At 72.9% G+C, this 17402-nt stretch carries 12 protein-coding genes; all 12 read right to left on the reverse strand.

What is annotated here, in order from left to right; all coding sequences use genetic code 11:
- Positions 1-13: 13 nt before the first annotated feature.
- Positions 14-1543: a tRNA (N6-isopentenyl adenosine(37)-C2)-methylthiotransferase MiaB gene (miaB, locus tag ACWCPM_RS06725; RefSeq protein WP_450975041.1), complete on the reverse strand. Its 1530-nt coding sequence runs from the start codon at positions 1541-1543 to the stop codon at positions 14-16.
- Between the two features lie 108 nt (positions 1544-1651).
- Positions 1652-2257: a DUF998 domain-containing protein gene (locus tag ACWCPM_RS06730; RefSeq protein WP_450975042.1), complete on the reverse strand. Its 606-nt coding sequence runs from the start codon at positions 2255-2257 to the stop codon at positions 1652-1654.
- A gap of 54 nt (positions 2258-2311) precedes the next feature.
- Positions 2312-3151, reverse strand: a complete 840-nt coding sequence (locus ACWCPM_RS06735; protein WP_450975043.1) for a phosphate ABC transporter ATP-binding protein — start codon at positions 3149-3151, stop codon at positions 2312-2314.
- 182 nt (positions 3152-3333) lie between these two features.
- Entirely contained in the window at positions 3334-4305 is a 972-nt protein-coding gene (locus tag ACWCPM_RS06740; RefSeq protein ID WP_450975044.1) for a sortase, read from the reverse strand.
- The gene (locus tag ACWCPM_RS06745; protein WP_450975045.1) at positions 4302-5600 is read right to left on the reverse strand and encodes an Ig-like domain-containing protein; all 1299 of its coding nucleotides are present in this window, start codon (positions 5598-5600) and stop codon (positions 4302-4304) included. Before ACWCPM_RS06745 ends, ACWCPM_RS06740 begins: the two co-directional genes overlap by 4 nt.
- A gap of 37 nt (positions 5601-5637) precedes the next feature.
- Positions 5638-6525: a hypothetical protein gene (locus tag ACWCPM_RS06750; RefSeq protein WP_450975046.1), complete on the reverse strand. Its 888-nt coding sequence runs from the start codon at positions 6523-6525 to the stop codon at positions 5638-5640.
- 31 nt (positions 6526-6556) lie between these two features.
- On the reverse strand, positions 6557-8488 hold the full coding sequence (locus tag ACWCPM_RS06755) for a WxL protein peptidoglycan domain-containing protein (RefSeq protein WP_450975047.1): 1932 nt from the start codon (positions 8486-8488) through the stop codon (positions 6557-6559).
- Between the two features lie 134 nt (positions 8489-8622).
- Entirely contained in the window at positions 8623-10197 is a 1575-nt protein-coding gene (locus tag ACWCPM_RS06760; protein ID WP_450975048.1) for an Ig-like domain-containing protein, read from the reverse strand.
- Positions 10198-10273: 76 nt separating this feature from the next.
- The gene (locus ACWCPM_RS06765; protein WP_450975049.1) at positions 10274-11272 is read right to left on the reverse strand and encodes a substrate-binding domain-containing protein; all 999 of its coding nucleotides are present in this window, start codon (positions 11270-11272) and stop codon (positions 10274-10276) included.
- A gap of 99 nt (positions 11273-11371) precedes the next feature.
- Positions 11372-13918, reverse strand: a complete 2547-nt coding sequence (locus tag ACWCPM_RS06770; protein WP_450975050.1) for a hypothetical protein — start codon at positions 13916-13918, stop codon at positions 11372-11374.
- Positions 13915-15600, reverse strand: coding sequence for a phosphate ABC transporter substrate-binding protein PstS (gene pstS / locus ACWCPM_RS06775; RefSeq protein ID WP_450975051.1), 1686 nt, complete (start codon positions 15598-15600; stop codon positions 13915-13917). The genes ACWCPM_RS06770 and pstS overlap by 4 nt, the downstream gene beginning before the upstream one ends.
- 544 nt (positions 15601-16144) lie before the next feature.
- Positions 16145-17401, reverse strand: a complete 1257-nt coding sequence (gene pstA / locus ACWCPM_RS06780; RefSeq protein WP_450975052.1) for a phosphate ABC transporter permease PstA — start codon at positions 17399-17401, stop codon at positions 16145-16147.
- Position 17402: the final 1 nt, after the last annotated feature.

A 17402-nucleotide genomic window follows, 5' to 3' on the forward strand; every position in this document is an offset into this window, starting at 1 on the left:
TCCGGGTGGCGCCTCAGTCGCGGCTGCAGCCGCCGCCCGTGGCCGCCGGCAGCGGCTCGGGGACGCCGATCTTGGGCAGGCCGAGCAGTACGCCCGCCGGCTTGGCGGCCTCCGCCGCGTTCCGCTTCTCCCAGGCGTCGCCCGCGCGCGTGCGGCGCACGGCGAGGACAGGGCCCTCGGCGAGGAGATGGTGCGGGGCGGCGTAGGTCACCTCGACCGTGACGACGTCGCCGGGGCGCACCTCCTCGTCGGGCTTGGTGAAGTGGACCAGGCGGTTGTCGGGGGCGCGGCCGGAGAGCCGGTGGGTGGCGCCGTCCTTGCGGCCCTCGCCCTCGGCGACCATCAGATCCAGGGTGCGGCCGACCTGCTTCTTGTTCTCGTCCCAGGAGATCTCCTCCTGGAGGGCGACGAGACGCTCGTAGCGCGCCTGCACGACCTCCTTGGGGATCTGCCCGTCCATCTCGGCGGCCGGGGTGCCGGGCCGCTTGGAGTACTGGAACGTGAACGCCGCCGCGAACCGGGCCTCGCGCACCGCGTGCAGCGTCTGCTCGAAGTCCTCCTCGGTCTCGCCGGGGAAGCCCACGATGATGTCGGTGGTGATGGCCGCGTGCGGGATGGCGGCGCGGACCTTCTCGATGATGCCGAGGTAGCGCTCCTGGCGGTACGAGCGGCGCATCGCCTTCAGGACCGTGTCCGAGCCGGACTGGAGCGGCATGTGCAGCTGCGGCATCGCGTTCGGGGTCTCGGCCATGGCGGCGATGACGTCGTCCGTGAAGTCACGCGGGTGCGGGGAGGTGAAGCGGACCCGCTCCAGGCCCTCGATGCTCCCGCAGGCGCGCAGCAGCTTGCTGAACGCCTCGCGGTCGCCGATGTCGGAGCCGTAGGCGTTGACGTTCTGGCCGAGCAGCGTGATCTCGGAGACGCCCTCGGCGACCAGCGCCTCGACCTCGGCGAGGATGTCGCCGGGGCGGCGGTCCTTCTCCTTGCCGCGCAGCGCCGGGACGATGCAGAAGGTGCAGGTGTTGTTGCAGCCCACGGAGATCGACACCCAGGCCGCGTACGCGCTCTCGCGGCGCGTCGGCAGCGTCGAGGGGAACGCCTCCAGCGACTCGGCGATCTCGACCTGTGCCTCCTGCTGCACGCGCGCGCGTTCCAGCAGGACGGGCAGCTTGCCGATGTTGTGCGTGCCGAAGACGACGTCGACCCAGGGGGCCCGCTTCACGATGGTGTCGCGGTCCTTCTGCGCCAGGCAGCCGCCGACCGCGATCTGCATGCCCGGGCGCTCGGCCTTCTTCGGCGCGAGGTGGCCGAGGTTGCCGTAGAGCCGGTTGTCGGCGTTCTCCCGCACCGCGCAGGTGTTGAAGACGACGACGTCCGCCTCGCCATCGGCGCCCTGCGGCGCGCGGACGTACCCGGCGTCCTCCAGCAGCCCGGCCAATCGCTCGGAGTCGTGGACGTTCATCTGGCACCCGTAGGTGCGGATCTCGTAGCTCTTGGGTGCTTGAACGTCCACTGCCGGGCTCCGGTCGCTGCTGCTGGTCATGCGTCAAGGGTAGGCGGTCCCGCGAGAGGGCCGTCCCCGTCCCGGGAGAGGGCCGTCCGGCCCCTGACCGGACCGGCCCGGAGCCCTCCCGGAGCCGCCGGGGGTGTCTCAGTCGTCGGCCGGTGAGGCGGCGGGACGCGGCATGCGGACGCAGGACAGGACGACCACGAAGGGCCACACGGACTGAAGGGCCGTCACCATGCGTTCGACGGCTCCGTCGGAGCCCTGCCGGCTCGCCTCGACCAGGAACCAGGCCGCACCGGCGCACATCGCGGCGGTCGCCGCGACGCAGGTCCCGGGGCGCAGCGCCCAGGGAGCGGCGCCCCCGCGTTCGGCCGCCAGGACCGGCCAGACCGCGAGGAATGCGAAGGCGGCCGCGGCGACGGAACCGTGCCTCAGCGACCCCCCGCTGCTCGGCGTCGGGAGCAGCGCCACCAGCAGCGCCGCGACTCCCCCGGCGGCCAGCGCCAGCCGTCCGGCGAGCGCCGCGGCGCGCAGTGCCCAGGCGGTCAGCAGGTGACAGGCGCCCAGGGCGAGCATCGCCCCGGTCATCACCCAGAATCCCGCCGACCCGTACGCGGCCAGGACGCTGATCGTCTGGGTGACCGGGTCGTACCCGGGCCCCTCCAGCCGCGCGGCGACCGTCCAGCCGGAGATCAGCAGGACGGGCGCGCATCCCGACGAGACCAAGGCCCACCTGGGAACCGTTCGCATCCGCACACGGTAGAACGCCGGCGTGCGCCTTCCCGGTGCGCACGCGCCCGCGGGCTATCCGAAACGGCCCTCCACGTAGTCCGCCGTCCTCGGGTCGGCCGGTGCGGAGAACATCGCCGAGGTGGGGCCGTGCTCCACGATCACGCCCGGGGTGCCCTGCTCGGCGAGGAAGAAGGCGCACTGGTCGGAGACCCGGGCCGCCTGCTGCATGTTGTGGGTGACGATCACGATGGTGACCTCCTCGGCCAGTTCGCGGATCGTCTCCTCGATACGGCGGGTGGAGGTCGGGTCGAGGGCGGAGCAGGGCTCGTCCATGAGCAGCACCTCGGGGCGCACCGCGAGGGAGCGGGCGATGCACAGGCGCTGCTGCTGACCGCCGGAGAGAGCGCCGCCGGGCTGACGCAGCCGGTCGCGGACCTCCTTCCACAGGCCCGCCTTGGTCAGGCACTCCTCGACGAGGTCGTCCTTTCCCGCGCCCGACGCGCGGATGCCGGTGAGCTTCAGGCCGGCGGTGACGTTGTCGTAGATCGACATCGCGGGGAACGGGTTCGGCTTCTGGAAGACCATGCCGATCCGGCGGCGGGCCTCCGTCAGGCGCTGTCCGGTGGCGTAGATGTCCTGGCCGTCGATCAGCACCTCGCCCGCGAGCGCCGCGGACGGGATGAGCTCGTGCATACGGTTGAGGATCCGCAGGAACGTGGACTTGCCGCAGCCGGAAGGGCCGATCAGCGCGGTCACCAGTCCGGCCGGCATGGTCAGGGAGACCCGGTCGAGCACCTTGTGGTCGCCGAACCAGGCCGAGATCCGGCGCGCGTCGAGCGTCGCCCCGGTCCCGGATCCGAGGAGGGGCGGCAGGGTGAGCGTCGTGGTGGTGCCTGGAGTCTGGTCGGTCACGCGGTCTTCCTTCACTGGTTCCATGTGCACCGGGTCCGTCTGTACGGGTTCCGTCTGCACTGGGTCCGTCTGCACTGGGTCCGTCTGCACGGGTTCCGCTTTCGCTGATTCCGTCTGTACGGGTTCCGTCTGTACGGGTTCCGTGTTCACGGGTTCCGCCTTCGCGGCGGACGGGGTGGCGGTCACAGCAGGTTGGGCAGCAGCAGGGCGGCCTGGTCGGCCACGAACAGCCCGAGCGCGACGACCAGCGGCACGCCCACGACCCAGCTGTGCGGACGGCCCCAGCGGGCATGCGCCCAGGCGAGGCCCGCCGCGGCGAGCTCGAGAGCCTGTCCCCAGAGCACGAGCGGCAGCCAGGCGGTCTCCTGGGAGGCCATCGCCGCCTCCTCCGCCGGCAGCGCGCCGGGCGGGACCGCGGACGCCGGGGTGGCCTGGACGGCGGAGACCAGTTCGGCGTCGACCCGGAGGATGCCCGTGGGCATGAACGGGGTCCCGTCGGCGGTGGTCAGGGTGAGACGGCCCTTGCCCGCCCGGACCGGCGGCGGCTGGAGGTCGCCGGCGCGGCGCGGGCCGAGCACGCGGTAGGTGTGCCTGCCCTGGCCGGTGGTGACGGTGAGCTCGTCACCGGTGCTCAGCTCGCCCAGCCGACCGAACGGCCCGCCGTACGTGGCCTGGCGCCCCATGACGACGCTCACCCCGGCCTGCCCGGGCAGCGGGGTGTCCCGCCGGTGGCCCGGCCCGCGCGCGAGGTGCTCGGCGGTGGTGCCCTCCCGGACGACCTCCCGCAGCTTCAGCCGCGGGATCTCCAGGATCGCCACGGGTACCCCGGGCTCCGGCGCGATGCCACCGCCCGCCGACCGGCCGATCGGGGCGACCCCGTTGGCGAGGGCGGTGCGCAGGTCGGCGTAGTCCACCTGACGGTCCCGGGCGTGCCGGAGGTCCCCGATGAGCCAGGCGTTGCCGACGAAGCCGAGCAGCACCGCGGCCAGGATGCCCAGCGCGGTGCTGAGCAGCCGGACCCCGGGCCCGGCGGCCGGGCGCGGGGGACGCGCCCGGCCGGGGTCCGGCACGCCGCCGGGCTCGATGAGCCCCTGCGACGCGCCGGACCCGTCGTGACGCGGCGGCGTGCCGGCCTCCCTCACCGGTGCCGTCACCGGATCCTCACCGAGCTGGAGGTGGCGGTTCCGTTGCCGTAGCCCTTGCGCTTGGCGGTGACCGTGACCGTCAGGTTGCGGCCGCGGTCCGCGGACGTGGCCTTGTACGTCGCGGACCTGGCTCCGGATATGACGCGTCCGTCGCGCTTCCAGACGTAGCTGTAGGAGGTGGCGGAGGGCTTCCAACTGCCGACCTTGGCGGTCTGCTTGTAACCGACGCGGTGCGTGCCCGAGACGGACGGCTTCGCCGTGTTCTTCAGGGCGGGCCCGACGGCGACCTTGACGGCGGGGCTGGTGGACGACGTGCTGCCGGTGCTGTTCACGCCGGTGGCCCGGCAGGAGATCTTCTGGGCGTAGTCGGTGGTGGTCAGGACGCGGGTCCTCGCCGTGGCGCCGCCGATCGCCGTGGAGTTGCGGTACCAGGCGTACTTGACGGAGGTCGCCCCGCCGAACGCCGCCGAGCAGGTCACGGTGGAGGCGACCCGCACGGTGCCGGTCACCTTCGCGGGCGTGACGACGGCCGGGGGCTTGATCTTGACGGTGTAGGTGAACGGGGCGGAGACGGAGGAGCCGTACGCCGCCGGGTCGGCCGGGGTGAACTCCGCCTTCAGGGCGTGCGTGCCGACGGTCAGCCGGGTCGTGCTCAGCGTGGCCTTGCCGGCCTGCACGGCGACCGGATCGCCGAGCTGCTCGGTGCCGTCCAGGAAGCGCACCGTGCCGGTCGCCGCGGCGGGCGCCACGGTCGCCGTCAGCTTCACGGCGGTGCCCTCGGTCACCGGGCTCGACGGCGAGGCGGCGAGCGTGGTCGTGGTCGCGACGGCCGGTGCGGTGCTCTGGTAGGTGGTGCCGGACGTGAACCAGATCGGCGCGGTGAAGTCGCCGAACGTGGCCGACCCGAAGGCGGGCCGGCAGGTGAGCGTGAAGTCGTACCGGCCCTGCAGGGTGGTGAAGCCGGCCGTGGCGGCGTAGTCCCGCATGGTCTGCGTCAGCGGTACCGCGATGCCGCCGTTCGGCGCGGTGCTGTACGCCGTGATCGGCGAGTTGCCGACCACGAACTGTCCCTCGGCGGGGAAGCCCGCGCCCCGCACCGAGACGATCAGGTTGGTCGCCGGCTCGGGGCACGGCGCGGACGTGGTGAGGGTGATGCCGCTGACGTCGGTGCCGGTGGCCGGGGTGACCTCCATCGAGCCGACGACGTCGGCCCGGGCGCCGCCCGTGCCGAGCGCGAGGGCCGAGGCGGTGAGCAGCGGGACGAGTGCGAGGGCGAGGGGGCCGCGTACGGCTGCGAGTGTCATGGTGGGTGCCTTCTCCCGATGGACAGTGGGTCGTGGCTCAGTGGGCGGAGGTGTCGGTGGCGGGGAAGGTCTCGCGGCGCCGCGCACGGCGTACGACGAGGGCGCCCCCGGCGACCATGGCGAACGACACGGCCCCGAGCAGTACGGCGTTCGAGCCCGTCGCGGCCAGGGAGCCGTTGCCGCCGGAGCCGCCGCCGCTGACCTCCGTGGAGACGTTCTGCGAGCCGCCGGAGCCCGAGGTGCCGGACGTCTCGGTCGGCGTCGCGCTGTCGGTCGGCGCGCCGGTGTCGGTGGGCGTCGCGGTGTCGGTCGGGGTGCCGGTGTCCGTCGGAGTGGGCGTGCCGGTCTCGGTGGGGGTGCCGGTCGGCGTCGCGGACGTGGTCGGCGAGGCGGTGGTGCTGGGCGACGGCGTGCCACCGGACGGGTCGGTGTCCTGGTACGTCGTATTGGAGGTGAACCAGATCGGGGCCGTGAAGTCGGCGAGGCTCGCGGGGTTGAAGGCGGTGCGGCAGGTCAGCGTGAAGTCGTAGCGGCCCTGGAGCGTCGTGAAACCGGCGGTGTTGGCGTAGTCCCGCATGGTGTAGGTGAGCGGTACCCGGATGCCGCCGTCCTCCGTCGTGACGTACGTCTCGATCGGGGAGTTGCCGACCAGGAACTGGCCTTCGGCGGGGAAGCCGGAGCCCTGCACCGAGACGATGAGGTGGGTCGCGGTCTCCGGGCACGCGGCCGAGGAGGTCAGCATGATGAGTTCGTCGTCCGCGCCGGTGCCCGGGTCCACGTCCAGCGTGCCGGCGGGTTCGGCGTGGGCGACGGTCGAGGCGGCCGTGGCGAGCAGCCCCGCCGCGCCGCACGCCGCGATCACCGATCCGATGCGGACGGCGGACGTCCGGGTCAGCGGGGTGCGGTGCCTGAGTCTGAGGGACACGGTTTCTCTCCTTGGGTGAACGGGCGTTGGATCATGAGGTGGTGGCGGCTGCGTCGCGGGCACGTGCCCGCCGGCCGCGCAGCCACTGGGAGCCACCCGCGAGCAGGGCCAGCAGAAAGACGGCGAACCCGCCCACGGACCAGCCGAGATACGCGGTACTGGAGTCCCGCGCGGCGGTGTCCGTGACCGGCACGGCCGCGGCGGACGCGCCGCCGTCGCCGGCCCGCGCGCCCGGTCCGGACTCCCCGGCCGCACCGGTGTCGGCGCCCGTACCGCCGGATCCGACTCCCGATGCGGTCGGCGGTACGGGCTGTTCGGAGGAGCCCGGGGCGGGACTTCCCGGGGTCTCGGCGGGGGCCTCCGGGGTCTCGGGGGCTTTCACCGTCGTGCCGTCCCGGTAGGCGCTCTTGTCGGTGAACCGCAGCGACCCCTTGAAGTCCCGCACGCTCTTCAGGTCGAAGGGGCCCTTCAGGCAGCTGACGGTGAACGTGTACGTGCCGCGCAGGGTGGTGAATCCGGCCGTGCCGGCGTAGTCCCGCATCGTGAAGGTCAGCGGGATCGCCGGACTGCCCGCGGGCGCCTTGGGGTACGCCGTCAGGGGCGCGTTGCCGACGACCATCTGCCCGCCGCGCGGGAAGCCGGCTCCGGTGACGCGTGCGATGACGTGGGTGCTGTTCGCCGGGCACGGCCCCGCGGGGGTGAGGGTGATGGGCTCGGTGTCGCTGCCCTCGGCCGGGCTGACGGCGAGCGCACCGGCGTCGGCGGCCCGTGCCTCGAGTGGCGCGCCCAGCACGGCCGCGCCCGCGGCGAGCACGGTCACGGCGGCCGGCCCGACCGTCTGGCGGGCCACCGTCCTGCCCCGGCGGCGAGCGGCGGCGTCCTGCCGCGGCCGGCCGCGCCGCCGGCGTCGTACCAGGAAGGGCACGACGGCGGCCAGGACCGCCGCGAGCAGGGCCAGGAACGACCAGGGGGTCGCCGAGAACGGCTCGGTGCGGGTGACGCGGGGCAGGATGCGGTGCTTGACGTCGCCGCGGACCGGCCGGGGGTCGAGGGTGACGGTCGCGGTGCCGCGGAACGTGGGAAGCACTCCGGTGGCCTTGACGGTGACCTTCAGGGAGTCGCCCGGGAGGAGTTCGGTGAGGTCACGGGGCTGGGCGACCGCGGCCCCGCCGCCGAACAGGTCACGGACACGGACGCTCTGGTCGCCCGCCAGGCGGACGTTGCCGGTGTTGCGGACGGTGTAGGTCACGGTCGCGGTGCCGGTGCCGAAGGGGTTGGCGGTGCCCTGGTAGGTGGTGCGCAGGTCCTCGACGGCGAGACGGGACTCCAGTTCGCCGGTGACGCGCAGATAGACGCGGGCGCCGACGCGCTGGTCCACCGCGACCTTGTTGCCCTTGCCGTCCGTCCCGGAGGCCGACAGGGAGGCGACGATGCCGCCGGTGTGGTCGCCGGGGGTCGCCTTCGGCGGGACCGTGAGGGTGAACGGCACGATGACATGGGACCGCGCCGGCACCTTGATCCGGGTCTTGCGCAGCTTCACCCAGGCACCCACGTCCGTGGACTTGTGCCGGGCGGCGTACAGGTCGAAACCGCCGTCCGCCGTGGTGAAGGCGTCCCCGGCGTACACGCGCAGGGTGAGCGGCCTCGCGGAATGGTTGCGGATGGCGATGTGGTCCTCGACGACGGCGCCCGGGGTGGCTCCGTACGAGAAGTTGGGCCGGGTGTCCGGCTTCTTGGCGGACGAGGGCTGGACGCCGAAGGTGGTGCGGCCCTTGCCGTCGCCCTTGCCGTCACCCTCGCGGTCGTTCCCGCCGTCGTCCGAGTTGTCGTTCTTGCTGTCGAGGCGCGGGGCGGACGGGACCGAGGAGGCGACGGAGGGCGCCGCTTCGGCGGTGGCCGGGAGGACGGCGAGGAAGCAGGCGGCCAGGACAGCGGCGATACGGCGGGCTGAGGTCGTGATCATGTCGGTCGTCCGATCGGGCGCGGGCAGGGCAGGCGGAGCGGGCCGGGGGCCGGGACGGGCAGGGGAATGCCCGTCCCGGCCAAGGGGCGGGGCGGGGGTGGAGGTCGCCCGCCCCCGTGGGCCGTCCGACAGGGTCAGATGGCCGTCAGGGTGAGCGTGGCCGAGTAGGTCCCGGCCACGGTCGAGGTCGGCACGTGCAGGTCCAGGCCGGCGCCGAGGTGGGCGGTGCCCAGACCGGTGCCGACGGCCAGCGAGCGGGACGACTTCAGACCGTCCGTCCCCGTGTCACCGGGTGCGGCACCGTCGGCCGGGGCCACCGCCGCTCCGGCGGCGACCGTCTGGGCCTCGCCCTTGTCGATCAGCTTCGGCGTCCAGCCGAGGTTCTGACCGTTGATCAGATGCGTGCCGCCGTCGGAGAAGTCGCCGACCTGGCCGCTGACGGACCAGCCCGGGTTGCCCGCGCGGGTGTCGGTGAGCGTGACCGGGTTGATCGCGCCCGTGGTGGTGAGCAGGTCGCCGTCGGTGTTGAGCTGCGGGGACGGCAGGGTGACGTTCGGGTCGTCGACGCTGATGACCAGCGCGCCGGACTCGACGGTCGTGGTGATCGTCTCGGAGGCGGTGACCCCGGAGAAGGCCCCGATCACGTGCGCAACGGCAGCGGAGTCCGAGCCGAGGTACGCGTCGGGGTCGGCCGGTACGAAGGTCGCCGCGAAGGCGTGGTCACCGGTGGCCAGGCTGCTGGTGCGGAAGGCGGCCTGTCCGCCCGACACCGGGACGGTGGCCAGCGTGGTGGTGGTCCCGCCGACGGTGTCCGTGAACTTCACGGCGCCGGCCGCCGAGGCGGGCGACACCGTGGCCGTCAGGGAGACAGGGCTGTACTGCGGCGAGGTACCGGCCGGCGAGACGGCCAGCGCGGTGCTGGTCGGGGTCGCCGGGGTGGACTCGACGACGTACGACACCGCCGTGGACGTCGAGCCGTTGTAGGCGGTGCCGCTCGGGGTGAACACCGCCGTCAGCGCGTGGTCGCCCACCGCGAGGGCCGTGGTGGTGAGTTCGGCCTCGCCGCCGGAGACGGCCACCGGGTTGCCCAGCGCCGTGCCGTTGTCGCGGAACTGGACCGAACCCGCGGCGCCCGCGGGGCCGACGGTCGCGGTCAGCGTGACCGGCTCGCCCGCGCTGCCCGGTCCGGCCGGGGACACCGCGAGGGACGTGGTGGTGTCGGTCTTCACCGCCGGGTCGGTGTTCTGGTAGGCGGTGTTGGAGGTGAACCAGACCGAGCTCGGGAAGTCGCCGAGGCTCGTGCCGTTGAAGGCCGTCCGGCAGGTGACGAGGAAGGTGTACTTGCCCGTCAGGTTGCTGAAGCCGGCCGTGTTGGCGTAGTCCCGCATGGTCTGGGTGAGCGGGATGATCATCCCGCCGTCGCCGTCCGTCGGGTAGGTGGCGATGGGCGAGTTGCCGACCACGATCTGTCCCTCGGCCGGGAAACCGGAGCCGGTGACCGAGACGATGACGTTGGTGGCGTTGTCGGGGCAGGGGCCCGAGGTGGTCAGCGACATGCTGGAGGTGTCACTGCCGGTCGCCGGGGTGGCCACGGCGGTGCCTATGTCGGCGGCGTGCGCGGCGGGGGCCAGGGCGAGGCCCGCCGTCAGCGCGGCGACCAGGCCCGCGAGCCCAGCCGCCAGGGTCCGCGGAAGCGTCTTCTTCCACACAGTCGTGCTCTCCTTCTGGGAAGGATCTTCAGGTGCGGTGAGTGAGGGCGTGGGGGGATGACGTGTCGCGGTGGTGTCAGGGGGTCTGCTTGCTGGTGTCGCCGCAGTTCGCGTTGGTCGCGAAGCCATAGGTGTTGATCACGGCGGCCTGCCGGCAGATCAGGGAGTCGGCGCCGACGAAGACGGTGTTGTACGGCGCGGTCCCGAGCTTGCTGGTCGGGATGACGTTGTAGACGTCGCGCTTGACGCCGAAGTCGCTGTTCAGCACGGTCGGCGCGATGCCGTCGACGGTGCCCAGGATCGCCCGGCCGCGCAGGTCGGCGATGGTCTGGGAGGCCTGCGAGTTGTACTGCGCGATGGAGAACGGCACGATCGACCTGTCGTCGAGGACGCGGCCGTCGTGCTCCTGCACCGGGCTCCCGCCCTTGGCGTCCTTGATGCAGGGGTAGACACCGGCGACCACGTCGGCCTCCGTGATGCCCATCTGGGCCTGCCAGAAGGAGCGGGTGCCCGAGCCGGCCTGGGGCAGGTAGACGGTGAGGTTGTAGTTCGGCCCGTTGCCCACGTAGTTGGGGTCGCAGTGGTAGATGGCCTTGAGGTCGTTCAGCGTGAGCTTGCGCGGCAGGGTGCTGGTCGGGGTGATGGCGTAGCTCACCGCATCCACCGCGAACGGCACGTAGGTCAGACCGGGGTTCGCGGCGGCCAGGTTGAGGCTGGAGGAGCGCGCGAAGTCCAGGCAGCCGTTGCCCGCCTGGAGGGAGTTGAGCAGCGCGGTGCGGCCGGCGCCGGAACCGTTCGGGCGGTTGATGGAGCAGCCCGGGGTGGTGGCGGGGTTCTTGGTGGTGATCTGCGCCGAGCCGGTGGCGTCGTAGGAGCCGATCACCTTGGTGCCGTTGATGGTGATGGCCTGCGCGAGGCCGTTCATCACGTCCTGCGTGGTGTCGGAGCCCACGCCGGACAGCTGACGGTGCGCGGGCGGGCCGGACGGGTCGGCGACGGCCTGGTTGGCGCAGAGCGTGCCGGTGAGCAGGCCGGCGAGGCCCATCGCGGAGACGAAGATCTTCCTCGTGTTCATGTGCTGTACCTCTCGGTCAGGCTGAACGTCGGGTGGTGCCCGACGAGTTGACTTCGGACAGTTCGTTGGCGCGGACCTGTCGGTGAAGGGGTTCGGGCATCACCTCCTTCCGTCTCCGGGCGACGTGTCCCTGTCGCGCCAGGCCACGACCAGCGCGGCGAGCCGCGGTGCCGCCCTCGGCAGGAGGGGGGCGCAGACCGCCGCGGCGAGCCCGACGATCAGGGCGATCAGGAGGGCGTGGCGCACGGCGCCGAGCGCCCATTCAGGGGTGCGGGACAAGGGACCTTCGGCGGCCGCGGGAGTCGTGGAGGCCGAAGCCGAGGCGGCAGCGGACGTGGAAGCGGTGCCGGAGGGTCGGGCGCTCGCGGAGGCGTCGACGCCGGGTGCGCCTCCTGGGGCGCCCCCCGTTCCCGCCGCTCCCCCGGTGCCGCCGGGCGAGCCGCCGCTGCCGCCCGTCGTGCCGCCGGGGTCGTGGCCCGCGGACGGGGGCGGCGTGCCGCCGGCCCGCCGGGCGATCGTCTCGGCGGCGGCGCGCGTCTGGGCCCGCAGGCTCGCCGGCAGCGGGGCGTACCCCTCGGGGAGGGTGCCCGCGGAGACGCCCGGCCGCTGGCCGTCGCCCGCGATGTACGTCAGCAGGTGCGCGTAGTCCTCGCCCTCCTGCCCGGTGAGCTGCTCGGGCACGGTCGCCGCGTAGGTGAGCAGGGTGAGCGGGTAGGCCCTGGCGTTCTTGGCGCCCGGGTCGGGGCGGAGCACGCCGGTGACACCGCTCGGCTTCATCGCCGCCTGCCCGGCCAGCAGCCCGGCGGTGTGGGGGGCGACGAAACGGCCGGCCGGGTTCTGGAGCCGCGCCGTGATCAGTCCGTACCGTGCGGCGGTCGCCGTGTCGGTGAGGGCGATGACGGCGCGCTTGCCGGTGGGCTGCGGCGGGTCCTTCTTGTAGCCGGGCGGGGTCGCGGTGTCGTCCCAGGAGGTGCGGGCCAGGGTGTCGCCGCGGGCGGCGGCGCGGGCGGCCGCGTGCAGGTCGGTGGCGTAGGGGTGCTTGTCCTGGATGCACAGCGGGTGTTCGGGGTGGTCGGGGAACTTCTGGCAGAACGGGTCGCTCTTCGGGAACTCGTCGCGCGGCAGTTCGAGGTCCTCGTAGTGCGGATTGACCTTCATCCCGGAGTAGTCGGGATCGCCGTGGCGGCCCTCGTCGTCGGGCGTGCCGCTGAGGAACTCCCGTGCGGCCGGGTCCTGTTCCAGCCAGCTCCAGAGCTGTCGGGCCGCGTCGGACACCGCCTCCGGGACCAGGACGTCGCCGAGGCTGCCGGCGAAGTCCAGGTCGGCGTAGTCGGGGTTGTGCTCGATGAACTCCGGGTCGCGTGCCAGGTTGACCGGGTTGCCCTTGGTGCTCGGCGCGAAGCGGGAGTTGCCGTCCTGGTACGACGCGGTGAGTAGTTTGGCGACCAGCCTCGGTGTGAGGTCGAGGGAGGTCAGCCGGGTGCCGTCGCGGGCCACGACCTCCGCGGGGGCGTCGAAGCCGGAACGGCTCTCGATGAAGAAGCCGAAGGTCAGTCCGGACAGTGTCACCGGGGCGTACACCGGGCCGGTGCCCGCGGGCACCTGGTCGCCGGTGGCCGGGCGGCCCAGGAAGACCATGCCGGGCTTGCCGGAGACCAGTTTGGCGCGGGCGGTGTCGTCGGTGACCTGCGCGAAGCCGTAGATCGTCTTGTCCGCGGACTGGCAGAGCGCCGGCTGCCAGCGGCCGACGGCCTCGGCGACGATCTCGTGGCCGAGCGTGCCGCGCTCGTCCGCCCCGATCGGGCAGAACTGCCCCATCGGCTCGAACCTCAGCGGTACGACGAGCCGGTGCTGCCAGTTGCTCGCGCTGAGCGGCGAGGACTGGAGCAGTCCGCTCGGCTGCGACCGGTAGGAGCCGCCGTCCACCTCGTTCTCCCCGCGCGGCACGACGACCAGCCAGCAGGTCCGGCCCTGCGTGGCCCCGGACGAACCGGCCGGGACCTCGCCGCAGCCCAGGCCCGGCGCCTCCAGGGCGGTCTGCGTCTCGAAGTAGACCTCGCCCCTGCCGTCGGGGCCGGTACGGGCGTAGGGCACCTCGTTGGTGGTGTTGGCGTCGTAGAACTCGTTCCAGTTCCCGGCGCTGACGACATCGCCGGAGACCGACTCGAAGGGCATGTACGAGATCCCCGTACCGCCCGCCGGGGGCAGTTCCTGGGCGGGGTCCTTGAGGCGGCCGTACGTGAGCTGCCGGGTGTTGGTGTACGCGCCGGCGGTCTGGCTGCCCGATCCCGGTCCCCCCGCGGAGGAGCCGCCGAACTGGCACTGCTCGGGGTCGGGGCCCGTGGAGGCGTCCCCCCAGCACTGCATGAGCTGGAGGTAGTCGGCGGCGAAGCTGGTGTCCGAGACGGTCGGTGTGCCGCCGGACCAGGTGACCTCGACCACCTGGTTGACGAGGTTGCGGGTCTGGCTGACCGTCACCTTCAGGTCGGCGTAAGTCCCTTCGCCGGACACGGTAACGGCGGACGAGGTCTCGGCGGCGCCTGCCGGGCGCGGCGCGGAGGCCAGCACGGCGACGCCGATGGCGAGCAACTGGACGAGGGCGACGGCGGTCGCCGTGCGGACGAAGCGGCGCAGCGCGGCGATCACGACGAGCTCCGCTTCAGCCGCCGGGTGAGCAGCGGCGGTCCGACGGTGAGGCCCAGGAGCAGGACTCCGGCCAGGACCATCAGGACGGTGCGGGTCCCGCTGCCGATGGACCGGGAGGTCGTGACGGGTACGGCGAAGGCGTCGGCGCCGCCGTCCGTGCCCGCCCCGCCCGTGGTGCCGAGCGCCTGGCCGGTGTCGGGGTCGACGGTGGCCCCGGAACTGCCCCCGGAGGCGGTGGCGCCGGAGGCCGAGGGGCCGGGCGAACCGCCGGTCGAGCCTCCCGTGCCGCCCGTGCCGCCGCCGGTGGCGCCGCCGGTGCCGCCGCCCCCTCCGGAGCCGGACCCGCCGCCCGAGGTGCCGCCCGAACCACCGCCCGTTCCGCCACCGCCGGCCACGTCGGTGGGTGTCTTGCTGCCACCGGTCCCCGTGGAGCACTGCGACGCGCCCTGCTTGTCGCAGGCCGGCGGGTAGGGCGCGCTCTTCACGAGCGTGTTGGTGCCGTCGCTGGAGAAGGTGGGGTTGCGGCAGTCCTTGATGTCGACGGACTCGACGTCGACGCCGGGGATCTTGCGGACCTGCCGCAGTCCGGCCTCCACCAAGTTGATGGGCAGCGGCGAGTACCCGAGGTTGTCGACGCGCTGCTGGCCCTGGCAGAGGAAGTAGTAGGCGAAGGCGCCGAGGGCCTTGCCCTTCTGGTTGTTGAAGTTCGATTCCAGCTTGGTCGGGACGATCATGTAGCTGTAGCTGGAGAGCGGGTAGGTGCGCCGGTCGGTGTCGTTGTAGACCCCGTCGAGCTTCTGCGTCAGATACGCCGGTGAGGAGGCGTTCTCCTCGATCTGCGCCTTGGTCAGCCCCACGGCCACGTTGGTCGCGGTCGGCTCGACGTAGTAGCCGGCCTTGTTGAGCACCTTGGCGACCGGGAAGCCGGTGGTGTAGACGGCGTACGAGTACTCGACGTACGTGATGGTGCCGACGTTGCCCGCCTGGGCGACGTAGCCGGAGACACCGTTCGAGCCGGACTGGGCGACGAAGCCGCCGCCCGGTACGAGCGGGTAGTTGGAGGTCGCCCCGCAGGGCGTGCCGCGGCCCGCGCGACCGCAGTACGCGTCCCACAGACCGGTGTGCTGCTTGCTCAGCCAGGTCGTGAACTGCGCGGTCGTGCCCGAACCGTCGGAGCGCACCACCGGGACGACCTTGCGGGCGGGCAGGGCGGCGGCGAGTGCCGGGTTGTCGGCCTTGATCGCCGGGTCGTTCCAGGTCTTGATGACGCCGGTGAACATCTTGGCGACGACCTCGCCGGACAGGCGGAGGTTGGTGACCCGCTTGTTGCCGATCGTCAGGTTGTACATGAAGGACGTGCCACCGGCCACGATCGGCATGTACGCGTACTTCCGGGACGGCGGCGGGTCCACGACGCCCGAGTCCTTGATCCCGTACGGGATTTCGGAGACGGCGTAGTCCACGGTGCCGTTGCGGAACTGGTTGCGGCCGTCGGAGGAGCCGGTGCCGTTGTAGTTGACCGTCATGCCGTACTGCTTGACGTTGGCCCGCCACTGGTCGAGGGCGTTCTGGCTCCAGGTGGAACCCGCGCCGGAGATCGGGACGTAGCTCGCGGCGAAGGCGGGCACGCCCGACATCGCGGCCGCCAGGACCAGCGATGCCAGCAGGGCGAAGGCGGTCACGACTCTCGGGCGGGTACGGGCTGTGGGTGCCGGAGGCGAACCGGGCATGACAGACGACTCCTGGTGCGATGAGGGGCCCTGGACTCAGGGCGGGCCATGGTGGGTGCGGGACGGGGTGCGGTTGGGGCTGGTGGCGTGCGGGCGGAGCTCGTGGCGTGCGGGGCGGGCCGGGTGGAGCGCGGGCGGAGCTGGTGGCGTGCGGGGTGGGGCGGGTGGAGCGCGGGCGGAGCTGGTGGCGTGCGGGGTGGAGCGCGGGGCCCCGGGGCGCGGGGGCTTCGCGGCCCGCGCGGCAGGGGCCGGCCGCCGCCCCGGCTGGCGGGTGCTGCGGATGAACCGTTGAGCGGGGTCACCGCTGGGTCCGCGCGCGGGTCCGCGGCGGAGGTCCGCCGCGGGGACCGTTGGACGGGTGCCGCAGCGGGGACCGTTGGGCGGGTGCCGCAGCGGGGACCGTTGGGCGGGTGTCGGTGTGAAGGTCCTGCGCGCCGGTACCGCGGCGGCGTGGTCGCCGCCCCGCTCCGCGCGTGGTGCCGCGACGGTCCTGCCGCTACGAAGCTCCTGGTGGCGGTGGTTCGGGCCGGGCCGCCCGAACCTGCCGCGACTCGGACCGCCTTCGCATCCGCTCGGCGTCACGCCGGGAGGCGACCACGCGCCGGTGTGCCTGGTTGCGGGTCAGCTCGCCCGGTCCGCGACCGCCGATGACGCGGGCCACGACGAACAGCAGCAGCACCAGGGCCATCAGCAGGGCTGCCGAGCCGAACCCGCGGGCGATCAGGCTGGGTTGGGGTGAGCGCACCAACTCGAAGGTGGCCAGCGGGAGCGAGACCTGCGGTCCGCTCAGCGGGTTGGCGTTGAGGCCGGCCGCGTAGCCGGAGGTGAGGAGCACCGGCGAGGTCTCGCCGATGCCGCGCGCGGTGCCGAGGATGACCGCGGTGGTGAGGCCGGAGCGAGCGGTGGGCAGGACCACCGTCCACACGGTGCGCCACTGGCCGGCACCGAGGGCGTAGGACGCCTCCCGCAGGGAGCTCGGCACCAGCCGGATCACCACGTCGGCGGCCCGGATGATGATCGGCAGCATCATCACACCGAGCGCCAGCGCGGCGGCGAAGCCGGACTTGTCGATGCCGAGGATCAGGATCACCGTGGCGTAGATGAACAGGCCCGCCACGATGGAGGGCAGCGCGGTCATCGCCTCGACGACGGTCCGCACGAACCGGGCGTACTTGCCCGGCACCTCGTTCAGGAACACCGCGCAGGCGAGCCCGAGCGGCACAGTGATGACCAGGGAGATGGCGATCTGCTCCAGCGTGCCGACGATCGCGTGCACGACGCCGCCCTCGCTGAGCGGCTGGAGCGGGCCGGTGCGGGAGAGGTCGTCGGTGAAGAAGTTCAGATGACCGAGGGCTGAGTGACCGCGCCACAGCGTGTACGCCACCACCAGCACCAGCGCGGACAGCAGCAGCGTGGCGAGACTCTGCCACAGCACCGCGGCCACCTTGTCCCGTACGGCGACCCGGTTCTCGTCGAAGGAGACCAGCACGGCGTAGACCGCGAGGAAGAGGACGTAGGCCACGACGACGAAGCCGAGGAGCGAGTCGAAGGGCGCGATCCACACGAAGAGCAGCACGGTAAGGCACAGCGATCCCACCCCGGCACCGACGAGGGCGAGCACGTCGGAGGTGTGCAGGGCGCCGGTGCTGCGGCGCGTCTCCGGGGTGTCGTCCCGGGGGCCGGCGGTCGGCGTCACGGTCTTGGTCGCGGTCGCGGTGGGGGACACCGGCCGGTCCTTGAGGAGATCGGTCATC

The sequence above is a fragment of the Streptomyces sp. NPDC002309 genome, from assembly GCF_053593375.1.

Coding starts and splice junctions, on each gene's coding strand:
- miaB (WP_450975041.1), bottom strand. CDS start 1,543: ATGACCAGCAGCAGCGACCGGAGCCCGGCAGTGGACGTTCAAGCACCC.
- ACWCPM_RS06730 (WP_450975042.1), bottom strand. CDS start 2,257: ATGCGAACGGTTCCCAGGTGGGCCTTGGTCTCGTCGGGATGCGCGCCC.
- ACWCPM_RS06745 (WP_450975045.1), bottom strand. CDS start 5,600: ATGACACTCGCAGCCGTACGCGGCCCCCTCGCCCTCGCACTCGTCCCG.
- ACWCPM_RS06755 (WP_450975047.1), bottom strand. CDS start 8,488: ATGATCACGACCTCAGCCCGCCGTATCGCCGCTGTCCTGGCCGCCTGC.
- ACWCPM_RS06765 (WP_450975049.1), bottom strand. CDS start 11,272: ATGAACACGAGGAAGATCTTCGTCTCCGCGATGGGCCTCGCCGGCCTG.
- pstA (WP_450975052.1), bottom strand. CDS start 17,401: ATGACCGATCTCCTCAAGGACCGGCCGGTGTCCCCCACCGCGACCGCG.